14 protein-coding genes and 1 riboswitch are annotated in these 15199 nt (G+C 40.6%); all 14 genes read left to right on the top strand.

Annotation, left to right across the window (positions count from 1 at the left end):
- Position 1: 1 nt before the first annotated feature.
- Positions 2 to 850, top strand: a complete 849-nt coding sequence (locus KV696_RS05430; protein WP_176139370.1) for an SAM hydrolase/SAM-dependent halogenase family protein — start codon at positions 2 to 4, stop codon at positions 848 to 850.
- Between the two features lie 18 nt (positions 851 to 868).
- Positions 869 to 1417, top strand: coding sequence for an ECF-type riboflavin transporter substrate-binding protein (locus KV696_RS05425; RefSeq protein ID WP_000403160.1), 549 nt, complete (start codon positions 869 to 871; stop codon positions 1415 to 1417).
- 168 nt (positions 1418 to 1585) lie between these two features.
- Positions 1586 to 3268, top strand: a complete 1683-nt coding sequence (locus tag KV696_RS05420; protein ID WP_219967064.1) for an ABC transporter ATP-binding protein — start codon at positions 1586 to 1588, stop codon at positions 3266 to 3268.
- Positions 3253 to 4083 carry an energy-coupling factor transporter transmembrane component T family protein gene (locus KV696_RS05415; RefSeq protein WP_219967063.1) on the top strand — a complete coding sequence of 277 codons (831 nt, stop codon included), beginning with the start codon at positions 3253 to 3255 and terminating at the stop codon, positions 4081 to 4083. The genes KV696_RS05420 and KV696_RS05415 overlap by 16 nt, the downstream gene beginning before the upstream one ends.
- 316 nt (positions 4084 to 4399) lie before the next feature.
- Positions 4400 to 4912 (top strand): GNAT family N-acetyltransferase, encoded by a 513-nt coding sequence (locus KV696_RS05410; protein WP_219967062.1) that lies wholly within the window; start codon positions 4400 to 4402, stop codon positions 4910 to 4912.
- 283 nt (positions 4913 to 5195) lie between these two features.
- Positions 5196 to 5699 carry a tRNA (cytidine(34)-2'-O)-methyltransferase gene (locus KV696_RS05405; protein WP_084890989.1) on the top strand — a complete coding sequence of 168 codons (504 nt, stop codon included), beginning with the start codon at positions 5196 to 5198 and terminating at the stop codon, positions 5697 to 5699.
- A gap of 59 nt (positions 5700 to 5758) precedes the next feature.
- Positions 5759 to 5977: riboswitch (FMN riboswitch) on the top strand.
- Positions 5978 to 6141: 164 nt separating this feature from the next.
- Positions 6142 to 6705, top strand: coding sequence for an ECF transporter S component (locus KV696_RS05400; protein ID WP_000185833.1), 564 nt, complete (start codon positions 6142 to 6144; stop codon positions 6703 to 6705).
- Positions 6695 to 7345, top strand: coding sequence for a phosphatase PAP2 family protein (locus KV696_RS05395; protein ID WP_284440258.1), 651 nt, complete (start codon positions 6695 to 6697; stop codon positions 7343 to 7345). The genes KV696_RS05400 and KV696_RS05395 overlap by 11 nt, the downstream gene beginning before the upstream one ends.
- Positions 7346 to 7372: 27 nt before the next feature.
- Positions 7373 to 7792: a chromosome partitioning protein ParB gene (locus KV696_RS05390; protein WP_219967061.1), complete on the top strand. Its 420-nt coding sequence runs from the start codon at positions 7373 to 7375 to the stop codon at positions 7790 to 7792.
- 4 nt (positions 7793 to 7796) lie between these two features.
- Entirely contained in the window at positions 7797 to 8246 is a 450-nt protein-coding gene (locus KV696_RS05385) for a GNAT family N-acetyltransferase (RefSeq protein ID WP_219967170.1), read from the top strand.
- 270 nt (positions 8247 to 8516) lie between these two features.
- Positions 8517 to 9563, top strand: a complete 1047-nt coding sequence (gene pheS / locus KV696_RS05380) for a phenylalanine--tRNA ligase subunit alpha (RefSeq protein WP_000103743.1) — start codon at positions 8517 to 8519, stop codon at positions 9561 to 9563.
- Positions 9563 to 10072 carry a GNAT family N-acetyltransferase gene (locus KV696_RS05375; protein ID WP_219967060.1) on the top strand — a complete coding sequence of 170 codons (510 nt, stop codon included), beginning with the start codon at positions 9563 to 9565 and terminating at the stop codon, positions 10070 to 10072. The genes pheS and KV696_RS05375 overlap by 1 nt, the downstream gene beginning before the upstream one ends.
- 76 nt (positions 10073 to 10148) lie before the next feature.
- Positions 10149 to 12554: a phenylalanine--tRNA ligase subunit beta gene (pheT, locus tag KV696_RS05370; protein ID WP_219967059.1), complete on the top strand. Its 2406-nt coding sequence runs from the start codon at positions 10149 to 10151 to the stop codon at positions 12552 to 12554.
- 470 nt (positions 12555 to 13024) lie between these two features.
- A partial coding sequence (locus KV696_RS05365; protein ID WP_219967058.1) for a YSIRK-type signal peptide-containing protein occupies positions 13025 to 15199 on the top strand: 2175 nt, incomplete at its 3' end.

Raw genomic sequence — 15199 nt, 5'->3', positions numbered from 1 at the left:
AATGAATAATAATTTACTGGTATTACAATCAGACTTTGGTCTGGTTGATGGTGCGGTATCGGCTATGATTGGAGTGGCTTTAGAAGAGTCTCCAACCTTAAAAATTCATCATTTGACGCACGATATCACGCCTTATAATATTTTTGAGGGGAGCTATCGTCTCTTTCAGACGGTGGATTACTGGCCTGAGGGAACGACGTTTGTATCGGTTGTCGATCCAGGTGTCGGTTCGAAACGTAAGAGCGTGGTTGCTAAGACTGCAAAAAATCAATACATTGTCACGCCAGACAATGGAACTCTTTCTTTTATCAAGAAACATGTTGGCATTGTAGCCATTCGTGAAATTTCTGAAGTGGCCAATAGACGTCAAAATACAGAGCATTCTTATACCTTCCACGGTCGTGATGTCTATGCCTATACTGGCGCTAAACTAGCCAGTGGTCACATTACTTTTGAGGAAGTGGGGCCAGAGCTCAGTGTGGACCAGATTGTAGAGCTTCCAGTCGTAGAGACCATCATTGAAGATCATCTGGTCAAGGGAGCCATTGATATTCTGGATGTGCGTTTTGGTTCGCTTTGGACCTCTATCACACGAGAAGAATTTTACAAGTTGGAACCAGAATTTGGTGATCGTTTTGAAGTGACCATCTATCATGCTGATATGCTAGTCTATCAAAATCAGGTCGTCTATGGCAAATCATTTGCAGATGTGAGAATTGGGCAACCCATCCTTTACATCAACTCTCTCTATCGTTTAGGTCTGGCTATCAACCAAGGTTCTTTTGCCAAGGCCTATAATGTGGGTGTCGGTTCATCTTGGACCATTGAAATAAAGAAAATAGAAGGATAAAATAGGAGAATAAATAGTATGGAAATCAAATTTACAATTAAACAAGTTGTTGCTGTCGGAATTGGCGCTGCCCTCTTTGTCGTCATCGGGATGATCAACATTCCGACCCCTGTTCCAAATACAAGCATCCAGCTTCAGTATGCGGTACAAGCGCTACTTTCTATTATTTTTGGACCGATTATCGGTTTGCTTGTCGGGTTGATTGGTCATGCAATCAAGGACTCTCTTGCTGGTTACGGTCTGTGGTGGACTTGGATTATTGCTAGCGGGCTCTTTGGTCTAGCTGTAGGGCTATTTAGAAAGTACGTTCGCGTGATCAATGGTGTCTTTGACTGGAAAGATATTCTTATTTTTAACCTCATTCAACTACTTGCAAATGCCCTTGTTTGGGGTGTCTTGGCACCACTTGGAGATGTTGTGATTTATCAAGAAGCAGCAGAAAAAGTATTTGCCCAAGGGATTGTTGCGGGAATTGCCAATGGTGTATCTGTAGCTATTGCAGGAACTCTTCTCTTGCTTGCCTATGCAGGAACTCAAACTCGTGCAGGAAGTTTGAAAAAGGACTAAAATGATGGGGAAGGCTGGGCAACCAGTCTTTTTCGATGTTTATAGACTAGTTAGGCAAGCAAGCTAGGCTAGGACTCTTTTTGGAGCTAAGTTTTTAAGAGAAGAGACTGCAAGAAGGGTTCGATTTATGATAAAATAGAAGTCTAAGAAGCGAATGAAGAGAGTAAGATGAAAGAAGCTATAATTGAGTGGAAGGATTTCTCTTTCCGGTATGAAACACAACAAGAACCGACCTTGCAAGGGGTGGACTTGACCATTTACAAGGGAGAGAAAGTCTTAATTGTTGGACCATCTGGGTCAGGTAAGTCTACCTTGGGTCAGTGTTTGAATGGGATTATTCCCAATATTTACAAGGGTCAAACGTCTGGAGAATTTTTGATCAAGGGCCAAGCCGCCTTTGATATGAGCATCTATGATAAGTCTCATCTGGTCAGCACAGTTTTGCAGGATACAGATGGGCAGTTTATTGGCTTGTCTGTGGCAGAGGATTTGGCTTTTGCTCTGGAAAATGACGTGACAGCCCTAGATGAGATGAAAAATCGTGTTCATAAATGGGCTGAAAAGCTTGACCTTCTTTCTTTACTGTCTCAGCGTCCCCAGGATTTGTCAGGTGGACAAAAGCAGCGAGTCAGTCTGGCTGGTGTCTTGATTGATGAGAGTCCGATTCTTTTGTTTGATGAGCCACTCGCCAATCTGGATCCCAAGTCAGGTCAGGATATTATCGAATTGATTGATCAGATTCATAAGGAGGAGGGGACGACGACTCTTATTATCGAGCACCGTTTGGAGGATGTTCTGCATCGCCCTGTCGATCGGATTGTCTTGATAAACGATGGTCGTATCCTCTTTAATGGGAGTCCTGATCAGTTATTGGCGACTGACCTGTTGATCCAAAATGGAATTCGCGAACCCCTTTATCTAACCACTCTCCGTCAATTAGGTGTGGATTTAGCCAAGGAAGAACAATTAGCAAATCTGGATAACTTGTCTATCTCAAAAGGCCATGTTCAGTTGCAGACTGAATTGGTAAAAGAGATACCAGATTTGCAGTCACTTTTTAGACTAGAGGATGTGTCCTTTTCTTATGATGATAGACCGATTTTAAAATCCATTCATCTGGATATTAAAAAGGGTGAAAAGATTGCCATTGTCGGAAAAAATGGGGCAGGGAAGTCAACTCTAGCCAAGGCCTTGAGTAGCTTTATCCAGACTGAAGGACGTTATCTTTGGGAAGGTCAGGGTATCAAAGGAGATTCTGTTGCAGAGCGGGCGGAACGAGTAGGATATGTGCTGCAAAATCCCAATCAAATGATTTCAACCAATATGATTTTTGATGAGGTTGCTCTAGGACTTCGTTTGCGAGGTGTGGACGAGCAGGAAATTGAAACGAGAGTCTATGAAACCTTGAAAATCTGTGGTCTCTATGAATTCCGTAATTGGCCCATTTCTGCTCTGTCATTTGGTCAGAAAAAACGTGTCACTATTGCATCGATTTTGGTCTTGGGAGCTGAAATTATCCTCTTAGATGAACCGACAGCAGGTCAAGACCAGAAGAATTATACTGAGATTATGGACTTTCTCGAAGAACTGCATCAAAAAGGGCATACGATTGTCATGATTACCCATGATATGCAATTGATGCTGGATTATTCAGACCGAGCCCTTGTCATGGTGGATGGGGAATTGATTGCCGATACTGATCCAGCTAGTCTGTTGAGTAATCCTGAGCTGTTAGTAAAAGCCAACCTAAAAGAGACATCAATCTTTAACTTGGCTAAGAAACTGGATGTAGATCCACTTGCTTTAACGGCATTTTACAAAGAAAGGAGAGAAGGATGCAAGCTAAATTAATCGGTTACCAGCATAGAGATACTGTGATTCATCGCTTGTCAGGAGCTGGGAAACTTCTCTTTTTCATCCTCGTGTCATTGGCGGCCATGATTAGCTATGATACCAGACTGCTTGTGCTGATTGCTGTCTTTTCGGTCTTTCTCCTCTATTTGTCAGAAATCCGCTTTAAAGATGTTTCATTTGTGGCCGTTTTTGCGACTGTCTTTGCGATTTTGAACGTCTTAATGGTTTACCTCTTTTCTCCCGAGTATGGGGTTGGACTTTATGGAGAGAGAAGTGTGATTTGGCAGGGAATCGGAGCCTACACTCTGACCAGCCAAGAGCTCTTTTACCTACTAAATTTGGCCATTAAGTACATTTGCACCATTCCTTTAGCGATTATCTTTTTGATGACAACTCATCCAAGTCAGTTTGCTTCCAGTTTAAATCAAATTGGTGTGCCCTATAAGATCGCCTATTCGGTCAGCTTGACCTTGCGCTATATTCCAGATTTGCAGGAAGAATTCTTTACCATCAAGATGTCTCAGGAAGCGCGTGGGATGGAATTATCCAAGAAAGCTTCTCTTATGCAACGAATCAAAGGCAATCTGCGCATTATCACTCCCTTGATTTTTAGCTCGCTAGAACGCATTGATACCATCGCGACCGCCATGGAACTTCGGCGCTTTGGAAAAGAGAAAAAGCGGACTTGGTATAGTTATCAGGCTTTGAAAAAAGGAGATTATCTTACCTTGCTCTTGGCAGCCTTGTTTTTAGTAGCTAGTTTACTACTTATCTTGCAGAATCACGGACGATTTTACAACCCTTGGAAATAGTATTGTCAAAGCTTTCATTAGGTAAGTAAAGAGAAATTATTCTATAACTTTTTATTGATAGATTGTATGAGAAATAAAGTTAATAATTGTATACTTGAAACTTTTTGATAAAACATGAATTAGATTGTATATTTTACAGTAGAATTTACACTACAAAATCAAAGTTATTCAAATATAATCATTTTCAACTAAGTTCAGTGTCATAATGTAGAGACGATATAAAATAGTAAAAGTATTTAATTTAAATCGTGTTAATTTCATTTTGTGTAAACATGGGAAAATGTTGAATGTATATAATGACGGGAGATGATTTACAATGATAAGTTTAGAGATGTTGTCTGAAGAAAATAGTTTAGACGTCTATTCTTTTGAAAAAGAAAATCGAGAGTATTTTGAACGAAATTTACCTCCTAGATCAGCTAACTATTTTGATTTAGAAGGTTTTAAAGAAATTACGAGGGAATTGTTAACGGAACAAACGAATCGGGATGTCTACATGCATATTATAAGAGATTCGCAAGGCGTTATGGTCGGAAGAATTAATTTAAGTGTTTTAGAGAATAATCGAAAAACAGCAGAGCTTGGGTATAGGATTGGGGAAACTGTTAGCAATTTAGGTTATGCCAGCGAAGCGGTTAAACTCGTTTTAGAAAAAGCCTTCACGACTTATGGTTTCAATAGAATCATTGCAGGAACGGCAACAGGTAATCTAGCCTCTCAGAGGGTGCTTTTAAAAAATGGCTTCACCTTTAGTAGGGTTATAGAAAATGACTTACAAATTCATAATGAGTGGGTTCATACAGCAGTATTTGAGATAACGAGGTCATAATATCATCATTCCCAGTCCACAGATAGATATAAAAGAGTAAGCAATTTTTGCAGATATTTAAGAATTTTCTCCTAGAAACCCTTGGAAATAGCTTGAAAAAATTGAAAAAATCAAGTCGTTTCTATTGACAATGATTCTGAAAGTGTTATACTAAGAAAGTAGTTTCGCTGATTTACTTCAAACCTGTTGTGAGGTAAGTTAACGATGCCTTAACCACGCTGTTTGCTGAGCTTGACTCCGGGCAGTGTGGCTATTTTTTTGCAATGGTAAAAGGAAGCAAGTCATGACAAATCACATTGTATTATTTGAACCACAAATTCCACAAAATACAGGCAATATCGCGCGTACTTGCGCTGCAACCAATTCTCCCCTCCACATCATCAAGCCAATGGGCTTTCCTATTGATGACCGCAAGATGAAGAGAGCTGGATTGGATTATTGGGATAAGCTAGAGATTTATTTTTACGAGAGTTTGGAGGATTTCATGTCTCAGATGCAGGGCAAACTCTATCTGATCTCAAAATTTGCTGAGAAAGTGTATTCTGATGTGGATTTATCGACTAACGAAGACCATTATTTTCTATTTGGACGTGAAGACAAGGGCTTGCCTGAGGACTTTATGCGAGAACATCCTGAGAAAGCTCTCCGTATTCCTATGAATGATGAACATGTCCGCAGTCTCAATGTGTCTAATACCGTCTGCATGATTGTCTATGAGGCTCTTCGCCAGCAGAACTTTGCAGGTCTTGAGCTTGTTCATACCTATGAAGTGGATAAATTGAAATAAAAAATGAAAATGAAAATGAACAAAATGCTTGCGCTTGCAAGCGTTTTTTGTTATGATAAAAGAGTCTTCAGGGCAGGGTGTGATTCCCGACCGGCGGTAAATTTGACTAGCTATTTTAGCTTTCTCGTCGTTGTCTTGTCTCGATATACTTTAAGTATTATCTTCGACTGCGACGCCTAGATAAATCTAAAATATCTTAGCCAAATAAGTCCGCGAGCGCAAGCTGATGTGGTGAGATTCCACAACCGACAGTATAGTCTGGATGGGAGAAGACGAAAGAATAGCTTTGTCTGTTCTGATAGATTCATAGCCAAACTGTAACCGCTTGCTTTTGTTTTCTTTAATAGAGTGAGAGGAAACTTTTGGGATATAAAAAGTGAGAATAGATAGAGGAATCCTTTCTAACTTCTTCTGATTTTATAGAAAATTGGAGGAACCTGTTATGACAAACACACGTCGACTTTCGACCATTGCGATTTTATCAGCCATCTCATTTGTGCTGATGTACTTTGACTTTCCGCTTTTACCAGCGGCGTCCTTCCTCAAGATCGAATTTAGTATCTTGCCAGTCCTTGTGGGCTTGGTGGTCATGGATTTGCCTGCTGCTCTAGGAGTTCTCTTGCTTCGCTCACTCTTGAAATTGCTTCTTAACAGTCAGGGAGTGAATACTTACATTGGCTTGCCGATGAATATCGTAGCTTTGGGAGTTTTTGTCATCGTATTTGCTTTGATTTGGAAAAAGGAACGGACAACTCTTCGTTTCCTACTAGGCTCTCTAGCTGGGACTATTGGTTTAACCGTGGCTATGTTGGTTCTCAACTATGTTTACGCTGTTCCTTTGTACGCTAAGTTTGCTAACTTTGATATTGGAAAAATTTTGGGACTTTCCAACTACCTAATGACTATGGTATTACCTTTTAACTTGATTGAGGGTGTAATCTTTTCCGTTTCATTCTGGTTGTTGTACATTCTCTTGAAACCAACCTTAAAACATTATGAGAGATAAACAAACATTTTTAATGAAGGGCAGTTTTGCCCTTTTACTTTTCGTTATTCTTGGCTATATGGTCAAATTTTATCCTGACACGCTGGTCGGTTTTGACCAACCGATTCAGCTGGCTGTGCGAGGAGACTTGCCAGATTACTTGACTATTCTTTTCCGAGCCATCACACGTTTGATTGATATCCCAGTGATTATCACTTGGGTTGTCATTACAGCTTTTGTCTTTTATCGTAAGCGGTGGAAGATAGAAAGTTTCTTCATGCTGGGAAATCTGGCTTTGGCAGCTCTTTTAATCGTGACCTTTAAAAATATCTACCAGCGCCCACGACCAGCTATTTTACACTTGGTTGAGGAGAAGGGATTTTCCTTTCCAAGCGGCCATTCTCTGGCTGTAACCTTGATGGTCGGTTCTCTGATTGTCATCCTCAGTCAACGGATGAAAGATCCGGTCTGGAGAAAAATCGTACAAATCGTCCTTGGGCTCTACCTAGTTAGTGTGCTGGTATCAAGGGTCTATCTGGGAGTTCACTATCCATCAGACGTTCTTGCCAGTCTCTGTGTGGGCTTGGGAGTCTTGTTTATCGAATTTCCCTTCTATGACAAGCTACGCTTCCAATGGCGATTTAAAGGCAAGCAGAAGTGAATATCAAATTCTCTTGAGGAGAAAGAAATGAAAGTCAACATAAAAGCTCTCCATCCGACTCAACTATACTTATCAGAAAAGAAACTAGCAGGCATCCAGACACTTTATCAGTCGGTAGAACTAAACAATGTTGATCCAATTAGTATTCTTGCATTTGGAAATTGCTTGTTGATTACAGATGGACATCACAGGGCTTATCAGGCTTTATTGGCAGGTAGGGATACGATTTCTGCTGAGTGGGATAGAGATGGTGGTGATGAACTATATCATCTCTATGCGCAAGCCTGCGAAGAAAGAAAAATTTACTCTGTTCTGGATTTAAAAAATCATATCTTAGCTAAAGATGAGTATGAAGCAAAATGGTATAACTGGTGTGATGGTTTTAATCAAGCAGCAACTCTTTTGTTGAAAAGGAAAGCAGATGAAACAGACCCTACAAATAGATAATTCACTGCGTCTTGTTCCTTATGATAAGGTCAATCATTGTGAAGAAGCTTTTGCTTGGTATCAGGATGTGAACTTGGTTCACCTCGTAGATGGTGTGAAGAGACCTTATAGTCAAGAAACTTTGGAAGCTATGTATTCCCATTTGGATCAGCATGGTGAGCTTTTTTGGATTGAAGTCAAGGAGAAGGGAGAATGGTTTCCAATTGGGGATGTTACACTATCTCAGGATAATCTTCCCATTGTGATTGGAAATCCCGCTTACCAACATCGAGGACTTGGAAAAAAGATCCTAAGTACTTTGATTGAATTGGCTCGAGTAAAAGGATGGAAAGAATTGAGAGTCAAGGAAATCTACACCTACAATCATGCTTCTAGGAGGTGTTTCAAGTCGCTTGGATTTGTGGAAAATGGAGCAACAGAAAAAGGAATGAGTTTTATATTGAAATTAGTCTAATCTAACTTGTTTTTTAACTAAAAATCTGATAAACTATGTAGTAATTGAATAGGAATCCGCAAGACTAGTAACTCAAGGGAAGTATATTAGGGAGGAGAGCCGTGACTGCAAGCTCTCCATATGAAATCTGGGTGAATTCACTTGCGCATGGATTTAGAAATGAAGGTCTGACTTGTCAGATGAAAACGGATGGTACCGCGTGTCAACGCTCCGAGTGGAGTTTTTGGCATGTGGTTTTCTTTTTATCTACGAGCGACTGATGGAGGAATTATGTCAACTATTGAAGAACAATTAAAAGCGCTTCGTGAAGAAACGCTGGCTAGCTTGAAGCAGATTACTGCTGAAAATGAAAAAGAGATGCAAGATTTGCGTGTCTCAGTACTTGGTAAAAAGGGTTCGCTTACTGAAATCCTCAAAGGAATGAAAGATGTTTCTGCTGAGATGCGTCCAATCATTGGGAAACACGTAAATGAAGCTCGTGATGTCTTGACAGCAGCCTTTGAAGAAACAGCTAAGCTCTTGGAAGAAAAGAAAGTCGCGGCTCAACTGGCTAGCGAGAGTATCGATGTGACACTTCCAGGTCGTCCAGTTGCGACGGGGCACCGTCACGTTTTGACACAAACCAGTGAAGAAATCGAAGATATCTTCATCGGTATGGGTTACCAAGTCGTGGATGGTTTTGAAGTGGAGCAAGACTACTATAACTTTGAACGTATGAATCTTCCCAAAGATCATCCAGCACGCGATATGCAGGACACCTTCTATATCACAGAAGAGATCTTGCTCCGTACTCATACATCTCCTGTGCAAGCGCGTGCCATGGATGCCCATGATTTCTCTAAAGGACCTTTGAAAATGATCTCACCAGGGCGTGTGTTCCGTCGTGATACGGACGATGCAACCCACAGTCACCAGTTCCACCAAATTGAAGGCTTGGTTGTTGGGAAAAATATCTCTATGGCAGACCTTCAAGGAACCCTTCAGTTGATTGTGCAAAAAATGTTTGGTGAAGAGCGTCAAATTCGTTTGCGTCCATCTTATTTCCCATTCACAGAGCCATCTGTTGAGGTGGATGTTTCTTGCTTCAAGTGTGGTGGAGAAGGCTGTAACGTATGTAAGAAAACTGGTTGGATCGAAATTATGGGGGCCGGTATGGTTCACCCACGTGTCCTTGAAATGAGTGGTATCGATGCGACTGTTTACTCTGGATTTGCCTTTGGTCTTGGTCAAGAACGTGTAGCTATGCTTCGTTATGGAATCAACGATATCCGTGGATTCTACCAAGGAGATGTCCGCTTCTCAGAACAGTTTAAATAATGATTAGAAAAGTAGAAAAGGCAGATATTGGGGTATTGGCCAAAATTGCCAAACAAACCTTTCGTGAAACATTTGCTCATGATAATACGGAAGAGCAGTTACAGGAATACTTTGAAGATGCTTATAGTCTGAGAGTTTTGTCTACTGAGTTGGAAAATCCAGAATCCGAAACCTATTTCATTATGCATGAAGAGGAGATAGCTGGTTTTCTCAAAGTCAACTGGGGAAGTGCTCAGACTGAGAGAGAATTAGAGGATGCTTTTGAAATTCAACGCCTCTATGTGCTACAAAAATTCCAAGGATTTGGACTAGGTAAGCAACTGTTTGAATTTGCTATTGAACTTGCTACAAAAAATAGTTTTTCCTGGGCTTGGCTAGGTGTTTGGGAGCATAATACAAAAGCTCAAGCGTTTTATAATCGATATGGTTTTGAAAAATTTAGCCAACATCATTTTATGGTTGGTCAAAAAGTAGATACGGATTGGTTACTGAGAAAGAAATTAAGGTAAGAAGATGATTCTTCTATTGAAATGATAGGAAAGGAAAAGAACTAGAGTGGCAACTGTCATTCTGGAGAACTAAATTATGCTTGTATCTTATAAATGGTTAAAAGAATTGGTGGACATTGATGTGCCATCACAAGAGTTGGCTGAAAAAATGTCAACTACAGGGATCGAGGTAGAAGGTGTCGAATCACCTGCTGCTGGTCTCTCAAAAATTGTCGTCGGTGAGGTCTTGTCTTGCGAAGATGTGCCAGAAACTCACCTCCATGTTTGTCAGATTAACGTTGGCGAAGAAGAAGCCCGTCAAATCGTCTGTGGTGCACCGAATGTGCGTACTGGTATCAAGGTTATGGTGGCTCTTCCAGGAGCTCGCATCGCTGACAACTACAAAATCAAGAAAGGAAAAATCCGTGGTTTAGAGTCACTTGGAATGATCTGTTCGCTTGGTGAATTGGGAATTTCTGACTCAGTTGTACCTAAGGAATTCGCAGATGGTATCCAAATCTTGCCAGAAAATGCCGTTCCAGGTGAGGAAGTCTTCTCATATCTAGACTTGGATGATGAAATCATCGAACTTTCTATCACACCCAACCGTGCAGATGCCCTTTCTATGCGTGGAGTGGCTCACGAAGTGGCAGCTATCTATGACAAGGCAGTCAACTTTAAAGAATTTACTCTTTCAGAAACTGACCAAGCTGCAGCAGATGCTCTTTCTGTGGGCATTGAGACAGACAAGGCGCCTTACTATGCCGCTCGTATCTTGGACAATGTGACTATCGCACCAAGTCCACAATGGTTGCAAAACCTTCTCATGAATGAAGGTATCCGTCCTATTAACAACGTGGTGGACGTGACAAACTACATCCTGCTCTACTTTGGTCAACCAATGCATGCTTTTGACTTGGATACCTTTGAAGGGAGTGACATCCGTGTGCGTGAAGCGCGTGCTGGTGAAAAATTAGTGACTTTAGATGGTGAAGAACGTGATTTGGACGTGAATGACCTAGTCATCACTGTCGCAGACAAGCCAGTAGCTCTTGCAGGTGTTATGGGTGGTCAAGCAACAGAAATCTCTGAAAAGTCTAGTCGTGTCGTCCTTGAAGCTGCAGTCTTCAACGGAAAATCAATCCGCAAGACTAGCGGACGTCTCAACCTTCGTTCTGAGTCATCTTCTCGCTTTGAAAAAGGTATCAATGTGGCAACTGTTAACGAAGCTCTTGATGCGGCAGCTAGCATGATTGCAGAGCTTGCAGGTGCAACGGTACGTAAAGGTATCGTTTCAGCAGGTGAACTGGATACTTCTGATGTGGAAGTTTCTTCAACTCTTGCCGATGTTAATCGTGTCCTTGGTACAGAACTTTCTTACGCGGATGTAGAAGACGTCTTCCGTCGTCTTGGCTTTGGTCTTTCTGGGAATGCAGACAGCTTTACAGTCAGCGTACCACGTCGTCGTTGGGATATCACCATCGAGGCAGACCTCTTTGAAGAAATTGCTCGTATCTATGGTTATGACCGCTTGCCAACCAGCCTTCCAAAAGACGATGGTACCGCTGGTGAATTGACAGCCACACAAAAACTCCGCCGTCAAGTTCGTACAATTGCTGAAGGAGCAGGTTTGACAGAAATTATCACCTACGCTCTAACAACTCCTGAAAAAGCAGTTGAGTTTACGGCTCAACCAAGTAACCTTACTGAACTCATGTGGCCAATGACAGTGGACCGTTCTGTCCTCCGTCAAAATATGATCTCAGGTATCCTAGATACAGTTGCTTACAACGTGGCTCGTAAGAACAAAAACTTGGCACTTTACGAGATCGGAAAAGTCTTTGAACAAACAGGCAATCCAAAAGAAGAACTTCCAAATGAGATCAACAGCTTTGCCTTTGCCTTGACAGGCTTGGTTGCTGAAAAAGATTTCCAAACAGCAGCAGTTCCAGTTGATTTCTTCTATGCTAAAGGAATCCTTGAAGCATTATTTACTCGCTTGGGACTAGAAGTGACCTATACAGCTACGGCTGAGATTGCAAGCCTCCACCCAGGTCGTACAGCTATGATTTCACTCGGTGACCAAGTTCTTGGTTTCCTTGGCCAAGTGCATCCAGTCACTGCTAAGGCTTACGATATTCCAGAAACGTATGTAGCGGAGCTTAACCTTTCAGCCATCGAGGCTGCCCTTCAGCCAGCAGATCCATTTGTGGAAATCACGAAATTCCCAGCAGTTAGCCGTGACGTTGCCCTTCTTCTCAAGGCAGAAGTGACTCACCAAGAAGTTGTGGATGCTATCCAAGCTGCAGGCGTAAAACGTTTGACAGATATCAAACTCTTTGACGTCTTCTCAGGCGAAAAATTGGGACTTGGTATGAAGTCAATGGCTTATAGCTTGACCTTCCAAAATCCAGAAGATAGCTTAACAGACGAAGAAGTCGCACGCTACATGGAAAAAATCCAAGCATCGCTCGAAGAAAAAGTCAATGCAGAAGTGCGTTAAGTTATTAGAATTTGAAATGAAAGTTTAGACTTAAACATAAAAAACGAATAAAACTAGTTTTCTAGACAGTTAGAATTCTATTTTGTTCGTTTTTTGTTTTTAAATCTTAGGTCTTGTTAGTGTGAATGAAGCTGTTCTTATATACTTTCTTGATTTCGCTTTTATAACTGTTTAAGACTACAGTAGATTGAAATAAACTGCGAACAAATCTATTGGGGAATTCAAACAAGTTTATAGCAATGTTTTAGAAGTTTCAATGTGCTGTTTCAACTTCGGCATGAAATAAAATCTAAGTGTATTTTTATTTTTCTGTCTAATAAATCAAAATACTTGATTTTTTATCATAACAATGATAAAATTAGAATTAAAATAGTGTATATTTGATTCTTTCGGTTAATATATATATATATATATATTAACTAGCATTACCGTCTTCACTAGTTTAATAAATTATAAAGGAGTCTTTATAGATGGAAAATAATCATTCTATGAGTCGAGTAGAACGCTCACGTCGTGAGAAGGTAACTCGTTACTCTGTCAGAAAAGTAAGTTTTGGTGCGGCCAGTGTAGCGATTGCAGCATTTTTTATGTTTTTGGGAAATGGTGCAGTGTATGCAGCAGAACCAAACGTAACAGCAACAGATTCTGCCCTAGCAGCTACTCCAGCAAATAATCAGTTGGATGAAAATTCTGGTAGCAGTGAAGCTACTGCTCCGAAAGCTCAAGCAGATACAACTACTCCAACACCTGCTGATGCAAGCTCAACATCAGTGGAGTCAGCTACTGTTTCGAAAGCTCAAGCAGACACAACTACTTCAAAACCTGCTGATGCTACTCCAGCGCCAGTAGTATCATCTACTACTTCAACAACAGAAGAAACATCAGAAAAGGCTACACCTGCCTTGGATAAAAAACAGCTGGAAGATTACGTAGCAGAAATCGATGCTAAATTAGCCTCAGATAGCTATGCTACTAAGACAGATGAAAGTGTAGCAACACTTAAAGAACATCTAGGATTAGCAAAACTTGCCCTAACAACAGCCAAAAGTCAAGACGAGTTAACAAAAGCTTATAGAAGACTCTTTATGACAGTGAACAGCGGTTTACGTAGTAAGCCTAAAGCGCAAGTAGAAAATCCTAAACTAGATACCACAGAAGGAAAAGCGACTGTTGGTAAGAAAGCCAGCAATACTGAGAAAGCTACAGGAACCAACTCTATCGCAAACTCAGGGAAACATGATCCACGTAATGGACAAGCCCTAGATAGAAACAATCCATTCCGAACAGATGGAGCAACGACGGATACTGATCCAGCTGCTCATCAAGTGTTTGAAGGGACAAGCGCTGACGATAGTGTAGAAGACCTTTCTAAAAAACTTCGTGATTTGAATGATACGGTTGAAAATAACAGGAAAGTTTCCGAGGAATTAGACTCTCTTGGAGCGGCTACAGGTGTTGAAAAAGGAACTGTTAAAAATCTAAATGAATTTGGTGGTTGGACTGCTATAACGGATTCAGAAGGAAATGGGAAGTTTGCTATTGCAAGAAAAACAGATAAAGGTGTTTTTCCTATTGAAACGATCAATACCGTTAGAAATATTAATAGTAACGTAACTAAGACCTATCTCAGAGAGCAAGCAATTGATAGATCTGCAGACTATATGCTGTACTTATCGGAAGTCAGAACTCAAGCGAGTGAAAACGAGCCAACCTTCAATGGTAAAGACTACCAGTTGAGTGGTTTAGGACCACAATTATCATATGGTCTTAAGGGCTATAATGGTATTCAAAAGACCTTTAAAGCCTATTCACCAGACAGTGGCTCAAAAGTTAAAATAACATTTAAAACAGGATATTCTGGTGACATTGATGGATCAAAAGCGAAGTATAGGGTGCAAGTTTTCACTTCGGCGTCATCTACTAATCCAGTGTATGATGTAACTTTTGATCCACAAAACAATACAGCTAATAACGATATGACAGTACGTAAAGCTTCAGATGGTAGCAGTGTCACGAGGGAATACATACAAGGGACAAGTCCCTTGAATAAGCAAGATATTGAGAATAAAATGGCGCAAGCAGGCTCTATCCCAAATGGAGTGGCAGGTAGCTTTACTAGTAGAGATATTGACTTACCAGTAGGTGTAACAGACTATACTGTGAAAATAAGTTCTGCTGACAATGATCGATTAGGTATGGGATACCAAGCACAGCATCGCCACTATGCTCTACCTATCTCTGGTCTTGATTTTCATGTGACACAAAACACAGGGGAAGTAGCTAAAGAACTTTTGAAAAAAATCTATCTTAAACTGAAGGAAACGGAAGAAAAAGACAAGAGTTTTAAGACAGAAGAATCTCAAAAAAATTATGAAGCAGAGTTGCAAAAAATTGATCAATTATTAAAAGAAACTACAAAATCTACGACTGAGTATAAAAATGTGCTCACAGATGTATTGATCAAAAAACAAGAGTTAGCTAATTCTGACCAAGAAAAATCTATTAAATCTAAGGCTTCAGATGCGATTGATCAAGCTAAAGCTACTAAAGATCAAGCAATTGATGCGAATGATAAATTGAGTCAATCTGAAAAAGCGAAGGCTAAAGAAGCCACTAAAGCGGCAGCAGATGCAGCGAAAGTAGCG

Source organism: Streptococcus humanilactis, from assembly GCF_019448275.1.
Lineage (GTDB): Bacteria > Bacillota > Bacilli > Lactobacillales > Streptococcaceae > Streptococcus > Streptococcus humanilactis.
The sequence above is the reverse complement of the archived record's forward strand: the minus strand, read 5'-3'. Positions and strand labels throughout refer to the sequence as shown.